Here is a 14,723-nt window from a genome sequence, read left to right as displayed (position 1 = left end):
CGAAGGAACGCGGGCCTCACCCGTCCCCGAAGTGCTCCCGCAGACACCGCTCCACTTCCGGGACGATGGCGCCCCAGTCCGCCTCCGGATCCCGGGTCACGGTGACGAAGTCCCGGAGCAGGAACACCATCCGCACCCCGGGGATGGCGAGGAGTCGGGCAGCAAGGGGGTCATCTTGAGCTTGCTCTGGAGAGGTGTACGTGCGGCTCCGCCCTTCCGTCACCCACCGGTCCAGGGTGAACTTCAGGGCGTGCACGTTGGGGGTGGGCTGGACCTCGATCCGCATCACCGGCCTCCTACCGCTTCGGATGTAGGGACGCCCAGGGTGACCCGCCGGCGACGGACGGAGGAACTGGGGATCCCCAGTTCCTCCCGGTACTTCGCCACCGTCCGGCGGGCCACGTGGACTCCCTCCCGCCGCAGGAGGGCCGAGATCTTTTGGTCCGTAAGGGGATGTCGGGGGTCCTCCTGGGCCACCAGCTGCCGGATGCGCTCCTTGATAGGCCGGCGGGGCTCGAAGAACACGTGGCTCGAGACGATGCGACCGTCAGGGAGCTGCACGTACTTCCCGTCCAGGGCCCGGCTCACCGTGCTTTCGCTGATGCCAAGCCGCGCGGCCACCCCTGCCAGGGTGAGGGGCTTGAGGAACCGTGGGCCCCGATCCAGGAATTCCCGCTGCACCGCCACGATCACCTCGAAGATCTTCCGCAGGGTCCAGTTTCGGCGCTTAATGGTCTCGATGAAGAGCTTGGCCCGGTTCACGTGGTCCCGGATGTGCTCCTGGGCGTGTGGCGCAAATGCCTGGGGCTCCTCCCGCGCCTGCCGGTACAGGTCCCGGTAGAGGGGATTCAACCGGAGCCCCATGGTGGGCGAACCCGCCACCTCCACCGCGTAGCCTCGGGGCGTGCGCACGATGATCACGTCCGGCCGGGGGACTTCCTCCGGACGCCGGCGGCCGCCCCCTTCTCGCTCCACCTCGTACCGGTCCGCGGGATACGGGTAGCACGAGGTACAGAGGTAGGCGTGGGCCCGCCGGACCTCCTGGGAGGTGCACCCCAATCGCCGGGCGATCTTGCCGTACTGCCCCCGGGCCAGCTCCACAAGACCCTCCGCCTCAATCACCCGCCGGGCCAGGAGGTTCTCCCGCGTGGGCTCCAGGGCCCGCAGCTGCAGCAGCAGGCACTCCTCCACGGATCGAGCTCCTACCCCGGGGGGATCGAACCCTTGGATCACTCCCAGCACCTCCTCCACCACCCGCCGGGAAACCCGGAACCGCACGGCCACCTCCCCCAGATCCGCTTGGAGATATCCGCGCTCGTCGATGGAGCCCACCAGGAACTCCCCGATCTCCCGGCGCCTGCCCTGCAGCCGCTGGGCATGGAGCTGCAGGAGGAGGTGTTCGTGGAGGGAGACCTCCGCGGGGAGAAGCGTCAGCGGATCGAAGTCTTCCTCACCCTCCGTCCTCGGAGCGGTGGGGATCGGGTCCTCCGAAAGCAGCTCGCCGAGGAGGTGCCCGCAGTTGCCGCACAGCACGCCCCCGAGTTCCATTCCACACCGGGGGCAGAGGGTGTTCTCCCGCTCCAGGGCGGGGTTGTTGTCCAGCTCTGCCTCGATGCGGGCCTCGAGCGCCTGCAAGGGCAGCACCAGGATGGCGTTTACCGCCATGAGCTTGGGGACCATGCGGAGCTGAGGGAGGGGGCGGAGTGCCACCGTCTGCTCGATCTTCATGGCTCCGGGTCTCCCACGAGATGCTCTTCCAGGCGGTGCTCCCCGACCTTCCGGCGCAGGGCGGGAACGCCGATTCCCAACAGGGCCGCAGCCCTTGCCAGGTCTCCTCTGGCCTCCTCCAGGGCGTGGAGGATGTGCCGTCGTTCTACCTCCGCCAGGGTTGGGAAACGATCCTCTTCCTCCTCCTGTAGCCACAGATCCTGCGCGGTGATCTCTTCTCCCGTACAGAGAATCACCGCCCGCTCGATGCAGAACTCCAGCTCCCGTACGTTGCCGGGCCAGGGGTAGCGCCGCAGCTTACGCTGGGCCTGTGGGCTGAAGCCCCGGACGTTCTTCCGGTAGCGCTCCCGGTAGCGTTCCAGGAAGTGCTGGGCCAGGATGGGGATGTCCTCCAGCCGCTCCCGCAAGGGGGGCAGATGGATGGGGATCACGCTGAGCCGGTAGAAGAGGTCCTCCCGGAAGCTTCCCTCCCGGATGGCCTGCCGCAGATCCCGGTTGGTGGCCGCGATCACCCGGACGTCCACCTTAATGGGGCGGTTCCCGCCCACCCGCTCGATGGTCCGCTCCTGCAGCACCCGCAGGAGCTTCACCTGCATGGCGGGGCTCATGTCCCCCACCTCATCGAGGAAGATCGTGCCGCCCGAGGCGGCCTCGAACTTCCCGACACGACTCTGGATGGCCCCGGTGTAAGCACCCTTCTCATGGCCGAAGAGTTCCGTCTCCAGCAGGGTTTCCGGGATGGCACCGCAGTTGATGGCCACAAACGGTCCCTGGGCCCGGTGGCTCTGGTAGTGGATGGATCGGGCCAGGACCTCCTTGCCGGTCCCCGTCTCCCCGTAGATGAGGACGGTGGCGTCCGTGGACGCCACCGCCGCAGCAATCCGCAATGCCTCCCGCATCTTCGGGGAAGTCCCCACGATGCCTTCGAACTTAAAGGTCCGCCGCAGCTCCTCGTGCAGGCGGCGGTTCTCCGCCCGCAACCGCTCGTAGTCGAGGGCCCGGCGCACCCGGACCAGGAGCTCGTCCCTCTTGAAGGGCTTGGGGATGTAGTCGTAAGCACCCGCCCGCAAAGCCTCCAGGGCCTGCTCGATGGAGGCGTACGCGGTGATGATCATCACTACCGCGTCCGGATCCACTTCCCGGATCTCCCGGAGGACGGTCATGCCGTCCTTTTTGGGAATGCGGACATCCAGGAGGATCAGGTCAAACTCGCCGCTGGTCGCTTTCTCCAGTCCCGTGGGGCCGTCTGAGGCCGTCTCCACCTCAAACCCCTCCCGCTCCAGGATCTGCCGCACCAGACCCCGGATGGGTTCCTCGTCGTCCACGACGAGGATGCGTCGCCCCACGCTTCCTCCTCCCCTGGTATGGTTCGGCACTGAGGGCAAAGCCTCCTCGTCAGTGTATGCGGCTCCCCTCCCCCTCTTCCACCAGGTCCGTGGCCCATGCGCTCACCCGGGCGAAGTGGAGGAGGGCGGGGAGGGAGGCCCGCAGGGTTCCTAGGGTGCGCTCCGGTCGGTCCACGGATCCCGCGGTCACCAGCCGCCACCGGGACTCCACCAGGGCCGCCATCCAGAGGGCCTGCTCCATGGGGAGGATGCCCAGGTCCGCGAGGGGGAGGAAGACCTGCCACCGGCGGGGGGGGCGGGGCTCCTCGTAGGTGGTGAGCATGGCCTTTGCGATGCCCGTAGCGGCCCCCACCGCGTTGCTGAACCATCCTACCACCTGGGCGACCTGCTCCGGGTCCTTCGCCGTCTGCTCTATGTCCCGGGTGCTCACCTCGATCACCGCGCAGGAGGTGAGCACCCGGCCCAGCCGCCACCCGACCCGGATGGGATCCACCAGCCGCAGGGTCCGACCCGGTGGGATGGAGAAGGCGGGGATCCCTTCCCCCATGGCGCGGGCCTGCTGCAGGATCTCCCGGGCCTCCTCCAGGTGGCGCGCCCGCTCCGCCCGCATCCGCGCCTCCACCTCCGCCTCAAATCGCTGGCGGAGATCCGGAGCGTTCTCCAACAGCACCTGCCCGAACCGGATCTGTTCGTACTGCACGGGGAGGATGTGCCCGTTGAGGACCGTGGGCATGAGCACCCCGTCCGTGGGACCCAGGGGGTTCTCCTCCGCAAGGTGTTCCAGGTACTCCCGGATGTCCTCCTCCGCCACTTCCGGCCGGAACAGCAAGGCTACCTCGATGTCGCTGTCGGGATACGTGGGAGGTTCAGCGTAGCGGCCGTACAGGTACACCGCGGCAAGTTCCCGGCTGCGCCGGAAGAACTCCCCCAGGGCCTTGAGCGGATCCATTTGTTCCCATCCTACCGCAGGCAGTTCCTACCGGACCAGCGGGGAGGGATGGACGGGGGTGACCGAGAACCATAGAAACCGCTTATGGATGTAAGGAGGAGGTGGAGGTGAACCGGATCCCTGAGGGCATCGAGAAGAACCTGGAGGCCTTTCTGGCCGTGGCCCGGGAACGCAGCTTCACCAAGGCCGCGAGCGCCCTCTTCCTCACCCAGCCCTCCGTCACGGCCCGCATCCAGGCCCTGGAGCAGGAGCTGGGCCGGCCCCTGTTCGAGCGGAAGGGACGTACCGTGCGCCTCACGGAGGCGGGGGAGGCTCTCCTCCCCTACGCCCAGCGGGTGGTGGAACTCCTGCAGCAGGGGCTGGAGGCGGCCCGGGAGGCCACGGGCCAGGGGACTGTGACCGTGGGGGCCACCGTGTCCGCGGCCATCGCCATCCTCCCGGACCTGCTGGAGGCCTTCCGGAGGGAGCGGCCCCAAGCCCGGGTGGTGGTGCGCTACGGCCACTCCAACGAGGTGATGGCGTTGTTGCACGACCGGATGGTGGACGTGGGGTTCCTGGTGCGGCCCCTGCACGAGCCCCTCATCGCGGTGGAGCCCCTCTTGAAGGACGAGATCGTGCTGGTGCTCCCCCCGCAGCACGAACTGGTTCGCCGCAGCCGCATCCTGGCAGGCCAGGTGGTGGACTGGCCCCTCATCAGCATGCAATGGGGAGAGGGGTACGAGGAGTTCGAACACTGGATGCGGGAGGAACTGGGAATGCGCGCGCAGATCGAGGTGGACGGCATCCCCCTGGGCGTGCTCCTGATCGCCCGGGGCATGGGCATCGGATTTGCGCCCCTCCGGTCCGTGGTGCCCTTCGTGCGCTCGGGGATGGTGCGGGTACGTCGGGTAACCGGACTCCCGGAGACCCGGCGAGAGATCTTCCTAGCCCTACGCCGCACGGGAGACCTCTCCAGCAGCACCCGCGCCTTTGTGGAGCTGGCCCGGTCCTACTTCCACAGGTCCCGCTAGAGGACGCGCTTGCCGAGGGCGGAACTCAACAGCTCCACCGCCAGCTGCGCCGTGCGGTTGTGGTCGTCCAGGATGGGGTTCCCCTCCACCACCTCCACGGACACCAGCTGGCCGGTCTCCGCAACCAACTCCATGGCGAGGTGTGCTTCCCGGTACGTGAGTCCGCCCGGCACCGGGGTTCCCACTCCGGGCGCATACTGCGGATCCACGGCATCCAGGTCCAGGCTCAGGTGGATCCGCCCACCCCGTCCCGCCACCCCGATGGCCTCCCACACCACGGCGGCGATTCCCCGCTCGTCCACCTCCTTCATGGTGAAGGCCACCACCCCCCACCGCTTCAGAAACTCCCGCTCGCCCGGATCCACCTCCCGCAGCCCCACCAGGGCCACCTCATCTGGGCTCACCTTGGGCCAGAACCCACCCACCTGCACCAGCCGTGGATCCCCCTCCCCCAGCAGGCACGCGAGCACCATACCGTGCACGTTGCCCGAGGGGGTGGTCTGGGGGGTGTTGCAGTCCGCGTGGGCGTCCACCCACAGGAGCCCTGTCTCTGGGAAGTGGCGCCGTACCGCGGCCACGGTCCCCAGGCTCGTACTATGATCGCCACCTAGGACCACGGGGAGGTATCCCTCTTCGAGGATCCGCCCGACCTGCTGGAACACTTCCTCCGCAACGCGGGCGACCACCTCCCCATAGCGGAGCCGCGGGGATCCCTGCGCCAACTGTTCCATCACGGGGAAGCTCACGTTCCCGAAGTCCCGCACTTCCCACCCGAGGCTCCCGAGGGATTCCACGAGCCGTGCGTACCGCATCGCACTCGGGCCCATATCCGTACCCCGCCGGTTGCTGCCCAGGTCCAGGGGCACACCGAGGATGCCCACTTTCCGCCTCACTCCTCCCGTCGCCATCCTTGCTCCTCAGACCACGTCCACCGGGGAGCGTGTGTACGAACCGTCTCTGAGCCGGCACCGGGGATGGGTGTCGCGGGCAGCGGGACCGTCTGCAGCATCCGGGCAGATGCCCTCGAACGGCGCAACCGCTGAGCGACCGCCACCAGAGCAGCGGCGCCCAGGCCCAGGAGGTCCAGCAGGGGGTTGTGAAACACGAGGACCACGGAGGCTGCCACCAGGACGACCCGTTCCAGGAGGTGCGCATGCCAGAAGAAGTATCCACTCACGCCCGCGCTGAGCAGCACGATCCCCACCAGGGCCGTGGCCACGGCCAGGGCCTGGTCCGCCGGACCTCCGCTCAGCAGGAGGATCTCCGGGGAGTAGACGAACATGTAGGGCACCAGGATGGCCGCGAGGGCGTGACGGGTAGCCTCCAGGCTCACAGGGAAGGGAGGGGTGCGGGCGATGCCGGCCGCGGCGTAGGCCGCCAGGGCATCCGGGGGGGTGAGGTCCGCGATTACCCCATAGTAGAAGATGAAGAGGTGGGCCGCGAGGCGGGTGACGGGGACTCCGGGAGCCACCTGCGGTCCCGTGGCGGGCAGGAGCTGCTCGATGGCGGGAACCGCCAGGGCCGCCAGGATGATGTAGGTGGCCGTGGTGGGGATCCCGCTTCCGATGATGGTGCACGCCACCATCACGAGCGCGAGGGTCAGGAACAGGTTGTGCTGCCCGAGGGTCACGGTGAGGGTCACGAAGGCGTTCCCAAGCCCCGTGAGGGTCACAACCCCGATGATGACGCCCACCACGGCACAGGCCACCGCCACCGTGAGGGCGTTCCGGGCCCCGTACTCCAGGGTACTCCAGAGGTCCCGGAAGTACCGGTAACGCACCGGCCACGCCACGAGACCGACGAACGCCACCGCGAGCGGCCCGGCCCACGGCACGCCCCGGTGCGCCATCCCACCAAGGATCGATGTGCCCGCCACGAGGACCGCCACCGCCCGCAGCCCCACCACTCCCCGAACCTTGCGGGGATCGGCCTCCAGCAGACAGGTGACCAGGTGGGTAAGGGCCGCGAGCACGATCCCCCAGAAGGCGGCCCGCAGGGGGGAGAAGCCCTGAAGGAGGTAGCCGAGCATCACCCCCAGGGGGATCGCCAGGTACCACCGGTGCCGGAGGATCTGCCACACGTTCGGGAGCTCCTCCCGGGGAAGCCCGCGGAGATCCAGTTTTCGGGCCTCGAAGTGGATCATGAAGAACAGGGAAACGAAGTACAGAAGGGCGGGGATGACCGCGGCCCGCACCACGGCGAGGTAGGGAACGCCCAGGAACTCCGCCATGACGAAGGCCGCCGCGCCCATCACGGGCGGCATGATCTGCCCGCCCACGGAGGTGGCGGCTTCCGCTGCCGCGGCGAACCGGGGGTGGTAGCCGAGCCGGATCATGAGAGGAATGTTGAACACACCGTCCGCCATCACGTTGGCCACGGAGGAGCCGGAGACGGTGCCCAGCAGCGCGCTGCTGAAGACGGAGACCTTCGCGGGACCACCGTGCATCCAGCCCGCCAGGGCCATGGCCACTTCTACGAACAACTGCCCCAGCCCGGTACGCTCCAAAAATGCCCCAAGGAGTACAAACAAAAACACGAAGGTGGCGCTCACACCGAGCGGAATTCCGAACACCCCCTCCGTGGTGTACCACATGTGCTCGATGACCCGGTCGAGGGGAAAGCGCCGTACCCCGAAGATCCCCGGTACGTACTCGCCCAAAAACGGGTAGAGCAAAAGGGCCAGGGCGATGAAGGGGAGGACCCCCAGAACCCGACGGCCTGCTTCCAGCACCAACACCAGCCCCACAGCCCCCACCAGGAGGTCCCAGAAGCCCAGCTGTCCCGCCTGGAACATGAGCCGGTCGTGGTGGAGGAGGAGGTAACCGATCACCCCGGCACCCGCCCCCGCGAACAGGACGTCCGCGGAGCCAAAGCGCGGTTGGGGTGCCTGACGACGCCGGACCGGGTAGAGGAGGAACACCAGGAGGAACACAAACCCCAGATGCACCGCACGCTGCTTGAGGGCCAAGAGCTGCCCCCACCCCGCGGTGTACACGTGGAAGAGGGAGAAGGCTACCGCGAGGACGGAAACCACCTGCGCGAAGGGCCCCACAAGCCGCCGGTACCCGAACTCCGGCCCCGCCTCCGTCAGCAGCCGCTCCACCCGCTCCCGGGAAGCCTCCGGTATGTCCCCGACCCCTGTCCGCTCCATCGTTCCCCGGGGACAATGTAGGGGATCCGCGGAGGGCCGTCCACGAGGGTGCGTACGTTAAATAATAGAGGAGGGACGTCCCATGAAGTACCCGGACAGCGACCTCACCTTCGTGGCCACCACCCTTGCGGATCGGCCAGAGGAGGTGCCTCCCCTGGTGGAGAAGCTGCGCCGTCCGGAGTTCCTGGAGGTGGCCCTGGAGGACGACCGCTTGGTGGAGCGCATCCGAACGGACCCCGACATCACCCTCAAGATCTCCCCGCGCCTGTTGTTCAACATCCTCCTGAGGCGGGTGGCCCGGGACATCCGGCATGCCCGGTATACCCTGGAGCGGGTGGGCCTCACCCAGTCCGTGCCCGTGTTCGACACCCACCGGGTCAACGACCTGTTGGAGGATGCGCAGGTGCTGGAGTACCTGAGCGCCATGCTGGCCTCCTTCGTGCGCACGGAGACCTACGTCCTCTACGTGCGCCGGGGGAACCGCCTGGAGCGGCTACGGTTCTCGGACATGGACATGGACGACATGATCCGGCTCGCGGACCTGGTGGACGAGACATGGCGGTTCCCCCTGCTACGTCGGATCGCGGACATCGCCCTGTTCTTAACCGGCATCTTCCCGGGCTACGTACTCTCCCGGGGGCTGTATGCCCGGCGCATGCGGCCCGGCCGCGCCATCGGGGGCGAGTGGCGCAGCCTCGAGGAGTACGAGCAGGAAGGGGCGACCTTCTACCGGCTGGCCGCGGAGCACGAGGAAGCTGCGCAAACCGGCCTGCGGCCCGTGCTCAGCAAGCTCAGCGAGCACTTCCCCAGTGCCCGCAAGCCTCTGAACCTCCTGAGCGACCGTTACCTCCGGTGGCGGCACCTCCGGCTCTTCCACCTGCCCGGGTGAGGGATGCGGATCTACGCCCTCGCGGACATCCACGGGAAGCCCGAGCGCATCCGGCTTGTGGAGCGCACCGCAGAACAGCTCCGGCCGCAGGTGGTGGTCATCGCGGGCGACCTCACCCACGCGGGCCGGGGGCGGGAAGCGCTCCAGTTGCTCTCTACTCTTCCGGCCCTGGTCGTCGCCATCCCCGGCAACATGGACCCCGCGGACGTGGAGGAGGCGATCCCCCACCATCCCGGACGGCGGGTCATCGTTCAGGAGGGCGTGCGGTTTGGAGGCCTGCAGGGGGAGGCATGTGACATCCTGGTCTCCCACGAGCCGCCCTACGGCATCCTAGACCGGGCCTGGACCGGTCAGCACATCGGCTCCCGCGCGGTACGGGAGCTTGTGGAGCAGCTGCAGCCCCGGGTGGTGGTGTGCGGCCACGTGCATGAGTGTCCCGGGGTCGCACGGCTCGACAGGACCGTGGTGGTCAACTGCACCATGGGCAACGACCGCTACCTGGGCGCCCTCATCACCTGGCAGGAACCCGAGCCCCTGGTGGAACTGCTGCCCCGCTGAGGACCGCGGCGCTCAGGGGAGGACTTCACCGCTCCGCACCACCTCCCGCGGCAGGCGTACCCGGAACTCTGTCCCGAGCCCGGGAGCGCTGCGGACGTCCACCCGTCCCCCGTGCGCCTCCACCACCTCCCGGACCAGGGCCAATCCCAGTCCGCTCCCTTCAGATCCGCGGACCCGTGTAGGAACCCGATAGAAGCGGTCGAACACCTTCGGCAGGTACTCGGGAGCGATCCCCACGCCGGTATCCGCCACCACGAGCTCCACCCACGCGTCCTGGGCCGCCGCGCGCACCGTCACGTGCCCTCCCTCCGGGGTATGCTTGACGGCGTTGTCCAAGAGGTTGCGCACCACCAGGCGGATCTGCTCCGGATCTGCAAAAACCTCCGGAAGGTGCGGAGGGACGTCCACCTCCAGCCGCAGCCCCGCGTCCGCAGCGAGCGGTGCCATCTCGTCCACCAGCTCGTACAGCACCGGTGCCAGGTCCACCGACCGCCGGTGCGGGGCACCCACCTCCTGGACCGCCCAGAGGGCCAGGAGGTGATCCGCGAGCCTCTGGAGCCGGTCCAGGACCCGCAGGGCGTCGTCTAGGGACCTCCTTGCGGCCGGGTCGGGCACGAGCTCGCCCTGTAGGACCTCTAGTCGCAGGCGGAGGCTTGCCAAGGGGGAGCGCAACTCGTGCGCCGCGCGCGCCGCGAACGCCTGTTGCTGTGCCACCATGGCCTCCACCTACTCCGCCATCCGGTTGAAGGCAGCAGCCAGCCGGCGGATCTCCTCGGCCCCCTCCACGCGAACCCGCTGCGACAGCCGGCCTGCCGCGAGAGCGTCCGCCGCCTCCGTAAGGGCCCGCAGGGGCCGGGTGATCCACATGGCCAGCACGCTGCTGGCTGCCGCCACCGTCCCGAGCACGACCACGCCCACGCCGGCCAGGGCCGCCCACAGGGCCCGCACTGGTCCCAGCACCGCTGTCCCAGGTACGGAGAGCTCCACGGCCCCGTGGGCGCGGCCACCCTCGTCCAGGACCGGCACCGTGGCGTACAGCCGTCGGCCGGAGTCCTCCGTGTCCCAACCCTGCCGCAGGTCTCTGGGAAACCCGGGTGGGACCGGCTCGGAGGAAACCAGCACCCGCAGGTGGCGATCCAGCACCACCACCCGTGCACCGGCCCTGCGGGCGTAACTCTCTACTGCCGCGGGGAGTAGCCAGCCGTGCTCCAACGGCTCCCGGAGGACCGCGGCGACAATGAGCGCCTTGGCCACCAGCTCGTGGTAGGCTCGCTCCTCGGCACTGCGCCGCAGCTGGTAGCCAGACCACACCAGACGACCTCCCCCACCACGAGGCGGTCTGTAGGCCGCGGCGCTACCCCCCGGTCCAGTTCCCGGCGCCGCAGGATGGCCCGCAGCCGGGCCACGAGCTCCCGGAGGCTGAAGGGTTTGGTCACGTAGTCGTCCGCGCCCACCTCCAGCCCCGTTATCCGGTCCAGCTCGTGACCGCGGGCGGTGAGCATCAGGATAGGCATGTCTGACCGTTGAACCCATCCACATCCGGCAGCATCACGTCCAGCACCACCACGTCCACGGGCTCGTCCCGCAACGCCTCCAGGGCCTCCCGGCCGTTCCGCGCGTGGACGGTTCGGAACCCCTGTTGGGTGAGGCCCTCCTGCAGGGGCTCTGCCAGGTCGAGGTCATCCTCCACCAGCAGGACCCGGGGCCCCATCGGGCTGATCACGGTTTGGTCACCTCCCGGCGGACAATCTGCTTTCCCAATCCCTCCCACGCGCGCAGGCCCAGCATGGCGCAGATCGCGGCGGCGGACGCCAGGACGAGTGTGCCCGTGGTCGGGCCCACGCCAGTCCCCGCGCCCAGGAGATGGAGGGTGGCTAGGCCGTACGCTCCAAAAGCAGCATAGTGCACGCTCCGCCACAACCGGTAGCCGATGCGGCGACGGGCCCAACTCGTGGCATACACCGCGGCCAGCGCGTAGGCCGCCAGCTGCCCCAGCCCCACCCAGGGCCTCCGTCCGGGAAAGCCAAAGGGTGCAAGGACCACCAGGAGGTCCGGATGGAGGTACCGGTCCCCGAGCAGGACCAACCCGTGGAGGGCCACGAAAGCCAGGGCAAGCCCTGCGGTGAACTGGTGCAGCTCCGCGGGGTCCCCGGCAGCCCTCCCCTGTACCGTCCTTCCGGACAGCAACAGGCCCAGGGAGGTGGTAACCCAGAGCAGTCCGTAGCTCACCCACCCTGTGCTGCGGCTCGCGTACCAGAACGCCTTCGCCTCCGGGCCACGGAGGGCAGCCACCCACGCGGGTGCCTCGACCGCAGCCCAGATTCCTCCCGCAGCGCCGCCCAGCTCCACTCCCACCAGCAAGAGCAACACCCTGTCCCGCCCCATCTCAGCGCACCTCCTCCCCCACCACCTCGGCCGCCTGGTGCAGGACCATGCCGTGCAGCCACAGTTCTCCGTCCTCCCGGGCGATGGCCACCCGGAGGTGGGGACGCCGGGCCAGATACGCCTTGGCCGCTCCGGTGCCCAGCACCACCACCGCCAGGGCGTTGGCGTTGGCCTCCACCGCGTGGCGGGCGAGCACCGTGGCGCTCGCCACGTCCGTGCACGCGGGCAGGCCGGTGCGCGGGTCCACGATGTGGTGCGCCCACGCGCCACCGCCGCACGTCGGTCCCAGATGTAGACACAGCACCTTGTCGCAGCCAAAGGACCCCCGCACCCCCCACGGCGTCTCCACCGCAACCGGCCAACCCGGCCATCCAGGGGGTACCCGCGCACCGCCGCGTCCCCGCCTGCTTCGACCAGAGACGGGCCGAATCGCCTCATCTCCGCGGCCAAGCGCTCCGCGATGAACGCCTTGCCCACCCCACCCGGCTCCCGGGCGGCAGCGCCACCACGGGCCGGAGGCGGTGTATCCGCACCAGGCGCCAGCGCCCGAAACCGGTGGGACCAGGCTCCGGCAGGGCATGCACATCGGGTGCCCACTCGAACCCCGCCCGGTAGCCCGCGGCCTCCAGCCGATCCAGCACCGTGGGATCATACAGCCCGCCGGTCGCTTGAGCCGCCCACAGGGCCCACCGCAGCGCCTGCCACAGCACCGGGTGGACCCGCATCGGACTTCCCGAGGACCGGTTGAGCGAGCACAGCGCGCTCTCTTCCCGGAATCGGCTCAGCACCGCCTCCCACTGCTCCACCCGGGCCCGCGCCAGGGCCACCGTCCGGCGGGCGGCTCGAGGGCTGTCCGTGGCCACGCACACGCGGAAACTGCAGCCCATGGCGCGGAAGTTCCCTGCGAATAGCCTTGTGCTCACCGGGGAGACCTCGTGGTGGCCACGGGACGCCGGACGGAAGGAACCGGTGGCAACACCTCTAGTTCCACGTCCGGCCCCACCTCCACCCTCTGGGGAGCGCCGCGCGGATCTCCAGAGAGGGTCCTCTCCCGGCCCGCCAGGGTACTCCAACCCACCACGCTGGCCAGCAAGGAGCCAGCTGCTAGCAGGGCCTTCCGAGCGCGCATGCGGGAACGGGAATCAGTAGAAGGTCGTTGGCCTCCTCCAGCCTTTGACGGTACAGCGCCTCACGCTCCCGATACGCCGCCACGAGTCGCCGCAGCTGCCGCGACTCCCCCCGGAGCCGCTCCACCTCCGCGGCGCACTCCTGCACCGTACGGCCAGCAGGTGCCTGCGCACCCGCCAGCGGCCTTGCCCACTTCTCCTCTGTCCTCTACCCTGCCCTTGGTATGGCAGGTTCCCGGAAGGGGCAGGAGCTGGATCTGCGCATCGACCGGCTCTCCTACGGGGGTCGGGGGGTAGGCCGGGTGGACGGATACGTGGTGTTCGTGCCCTATACGGCTCCAGGGGACCTGGTGCGGGCCCGCATCACCCGGACCAAGCGCGACTTCGCGGAGGCGGAGCTCGTGGCGGTGCTCGAACCAGGGCCGGATCGGACGCCGCCGCCCTGTCCCTACTTCGGACCCTGCGGGGGATGCACCTGGCAGCACTTGGATTACCCCGCGCAACTGCGGATCAAGGAACAGATCGTCCGGGAAAGCCTCGAACGCCTGGGCGGCCTGCGCGACCTCCCCCTCCGTCCCATCCTTCCCGCCCCGGAGCCCTACCACTACCGGAACAAGATGGAGTTCGCCTTCCACCCGGAGGCTATCCTGGGCCTCCACCTGCGGGGTCGGTTCGACCAAGTGCTGGGAATCGAGCGGTGTCTGTTGCCTTCACCGGTGGTGAGCGAGATCCTGCAAGCGGTGCGGGCCTTCGTGGTCGAGCACCGCATCCCCTGCTACGACAACCGCACTCGAACGGGGCTCTTGCGCCACCTGGTGGTGCGGGAGGGACGGCGGACCGGGGAGATCCTTCTGGGCATCGTTACCGCACCCGGGGAGTTCCCGGAAGGGAAGGCCCTCGCGGAGGTCCTGGCCGCGCGGTTCCCCCAGATTCGGGGGGTCGTGTGGGTACAGTCCAGATCCCTCTCCGATGCGGTGCGGGTGGATGCCCTGGAGGTACTGTGGGGCCGCGACTTCATCGAGGAGGAGCTCTGCGGCTTCCGATTCCGCATCCGGCTGGAGACCTTCTTCCAGACCAACACCGAGGCCGCCGAGCAACTGGTACAGGTTGCCCTAGACCTCCTGGACCTGCGGGGAGACGAGACCGTGGTGGACCTGTACTGCGGGGTAGGTACCTTTACCCTGCCGCTTGCCGCCCACGCCCGGGCCACATACGGCATCGAGGTAGTGCCGGAGGCGGTGGAGGCGGCCCGGGAGAACGCCCGACGGGCGGGGATCGCCAACGCGGAGTTCCTCGCCGGGGACGTGCGCCTGGCGCTGCCGGAGCTCATCGGACGCATCGGCCCACCAGACGTCCTGGTGCTAGACCCGCCCCGGGCCGGAGCGGGCCGAAGGGTCATGCGGAAGATCGGCCGATCGGGAGCCCGCCGTGTCCTCTACGTCTCCTGCAACCCCACCACCCTCGCTCCGGACCTCAGGGAACTGTTGCCCTTCGGCTACGGGATCCACACCGTGCAGCCTGTGGATCTCTTCCCCCAGACGTACCACGTGGAGACGGTCACGCTGCTGGAGCGGATCTGA

General features: G+C 69.0%; 16 protein-coding genes and 1 pseudogene. 4 read left to right on the top strand and 13 right to left on the bottom strand.

Going from position 1 to position 14,723, the window contains the following annotated elements; genetic code table 11:
* Window positions 1-16 precede the first annotated feature (16 nt).
* Genes N0A24_08555 through N0A24_08540 form a run of 4 tightly spaced genes read right to left on the bottom strand, consistent with a single transcriptional unit; the run spans window position 17 to window position 4,023 of the window.
* Entirely contained in the window at window positions 17-286 is a 270-nt protein-coding gene (locus N0A24_08555; GenBank protein ID MCS7173419.1) for a NifU N-terminal domain-containing protein, read from the bottom strand.
* Window positions 286-1,728: an RNA polymerase factor sigma-54 gene (gene rpoN / locus N0A24_08550; protein MCS7173418.1), complete on the bottom strand. Its 1,443-nt coding sequence runs from the start codon at window positions 1,726-1,728 to the stop codon at window positions 286-288. Before rpoN ends, N0A24_08555 begins: the two co-directional genes overlap by 1 nt.
* On the bottom strand, window positions 1,725-3,074 hold the full coding sequence (locus N0A24_08545) for a sigma-54 dependent transcriptional regulator (protein MCS7173417.1): 1,350 nt from the start codon (window positions 3,072-3,074) through the stop codon (window positions 1,725-1,727). The genes rpoN and N0A24_08545 overlap by 4 nt, the downstream gene beginning before the upstream one ends.
* 49 nt (window positions 3,075-3,123) lie before the next feature.
* Entirely contained in the window at window positions 3,124-4,023 is a 900-nt protein-coding gene (locus N0A24_08540; GenBank protein MCS7173416.1) for a nucleotidyltransferase domain-containing protein, read from the bottom strand.
* Window positions 4,024-4,130: 107 nt separating this feature from the next.
* Between N0A24_08540 and N0A24_08535 the strand changes: the two genes are divergently transcribed.
* A complete protein-coding gene (locus tag N0A24_08535) occupies window positions 4,131-5,033 on the top strand; it encodes a LysR family transcriptional regulator (GenBank protein MCS7173415.1) in 903 nt (300 codons plus the stop codon).
* Here N0A24_08535 and rocF read toward each other — a convergent pair.
* Together rocF and N0A24_08525 are read right to left on the bottom strand one after the other, a co-directional pair.
* Window positions 5,030-5,941 carry an arginase gene (gene rocF / locus N0A24_08530; GenBank protein ID MCS7173414.1) on the bottom strand — a complete coding sequence of 304 codons (912 nt, stop codon included), beginning with the start codon at window positions 5,939-5,941 and terminating at the stop codon, window positions 5,030-5,032. The genes N0A24_08535 and rocF overlap by 4 nt on opposite strands.
* Window positions 5,923-8,184, bottom strand: a complete 2,262-nt coding sequence (locus N0A24_08525; protein MCS7173413.1) for a TRAP transporter fused permease subunit — start codon at window positions 8,182-8,184, stop codon at window positions 5,923-5,925. Before N0A24_08525 ends, rocF begins: the two co-directional genes overlap by 19 nt.
* Before the next feature lie 82 nt (window positions 8,185-8,266).
* Here N0A24_08525 and N0A24_08520 point away from each other — a divergent pair, with 82 nt between their 5' ends.
* Both N0A24_08520 and N0A24_08515 read left to right on the top strand, forming a co-directional pair.
* Window positions 8,267-9,073 (top strand): hypothetical protein, encoded by an 807-nt coding sequence (locus N0A24_08520; GenBank protein MCS7173412.1) that lies wholly within the window; start codon window positions 8,267-8,269, stop codon window positions 9,071-9,073.
* 3 nt (window positions 9,074-9,076) lie between these two features.
* Window positions 9,077-9,631: a metallophosphoesterase gene (locus N0A24_08515; protein MCS7173411.1), complete on the top strand. Its 555-nt coding sequence runs from the start codon at window positions 9,077-9,079 to the stop codon at window positions 9,629-9,631.
* Between the two features lie 12 nt (window positions 9,632-9,643).
* On the opposite strand, the gene N0A24_08510 is transcribed toward N0A24_08515, so the two are convergent.
* The 7 genes and pseudogenes from N0A24_08510 to N0A24_08480 all read right to left on the bottom strand — a co-directional run bounded on the left by N0A24_08510 (window position 9,644) and on the right by N0A24_08480 (window position 13,291).
* Complete coding sequence (locus N0A24_08510) at window positions 9,644-10,348, bottom strand: HAMP domain-containing histidine kinase (GenBank protein ID MCS7173410.1); 705 nt, start codon at window positions 10,346-10,348, stop codon at window positions 9,644-9,646.
* Between the two features lie 9 nt (window positions 10,349-10,357).
* Complete coding sequence (locus N0A24_08505) at window positions 10,358-10,942, bottom strand: HAMP domain-containing protein (protein MCS7173409.1); 585 nt, start codon at window positions 10,940-10,942, stop codon at window positions 10,358-10,360.
* 62 nt (window positions 10,943-11,004) lie between these two features.
* Window positions 11,005-11,342, bottom strand: a pseudogene (locus tag N0A24_08500) (response regulator).
* Window positions 11,343-11,350: 8 nt separating this feature from the next.
* Complete coding sequence (locus tag N0A24_08495; protein MCS7173408.1) at window positions 11,351-12,016, bottom strand: ferric reductase-like transmembrane domain-containing protein; 666 nt, start codon at window positions 12,014-12,016, stop codon at window positions 11,351-11,353.
* A 1-nt stretch (window position 12,017) separates the two neighbouring features.
* Window positions 12,018-12,365, bottom strand: a complete 348-nt coding sequence (locus N0A24_08490; GenBank protein ID MCS7173407.1) for an FAD:protein FMN transferase — start codon at window positions 12,363-12,365, stop codon at window positions 12,018-12,020.
* A gap of 85 nt (window positions 12,366-12,450) precedes the next feature.
* The gene (locus N0A24_08485; protein ID MCS7173406.1) at window positions 12,451-12,939 is read right to left on the bottom strand and encodes an FAD:protein FMN transferase; all 489 of its coding nucleotides are present in this window, start codon (window positions 12,937-12,939) and stop codon (window positions 12,451-12,453) included.
* A gap of 181 nt (window positions 12,940-13,120) precedes the next feature.
* Window positions 13,121-13,291, bottom strand: coding sequence for a hypothetical protein (locus N0A24_08480; protein MCS7173405.1), 171 nt, complete (start codon window positions 13,289-13,291; stop codon window positions 13,121-13,123).
* A gap of 76 nt (window positions 13,292-13,367) precedes the next feature.
* On the opposite strand from N0A24_08480, the gene rlmD reads away from it, so the two are divergent.
* Complete coding sequence (gene rlmD / locus N0A24_08475; GenBank protein MCS7173404.1) at window positions 13,368-14,723, top strand: 23S rRNA (uracil(1939)-C(5))-methyltransferase RlmD; 1,356 nt, start codon at window positions 13,368-13,370, stop codon at window positions 14,721-14,723.

The organism is Armatimonadota bacterium, assembly GCA_025059775.1.
Taxonomy (GTDB): domain Bacteria; phylum Sysuimicrobiota; class Sysuimicrobiia; order Sysuimicrobiales; family Sysuimicrobiaceae; genus Sysuimicrobium.
The sequence above is the reverse complement of the archived record's forward strand: the minus strand, read 5'-3'. Positions and strand labels throughout refer to the sequence as shown.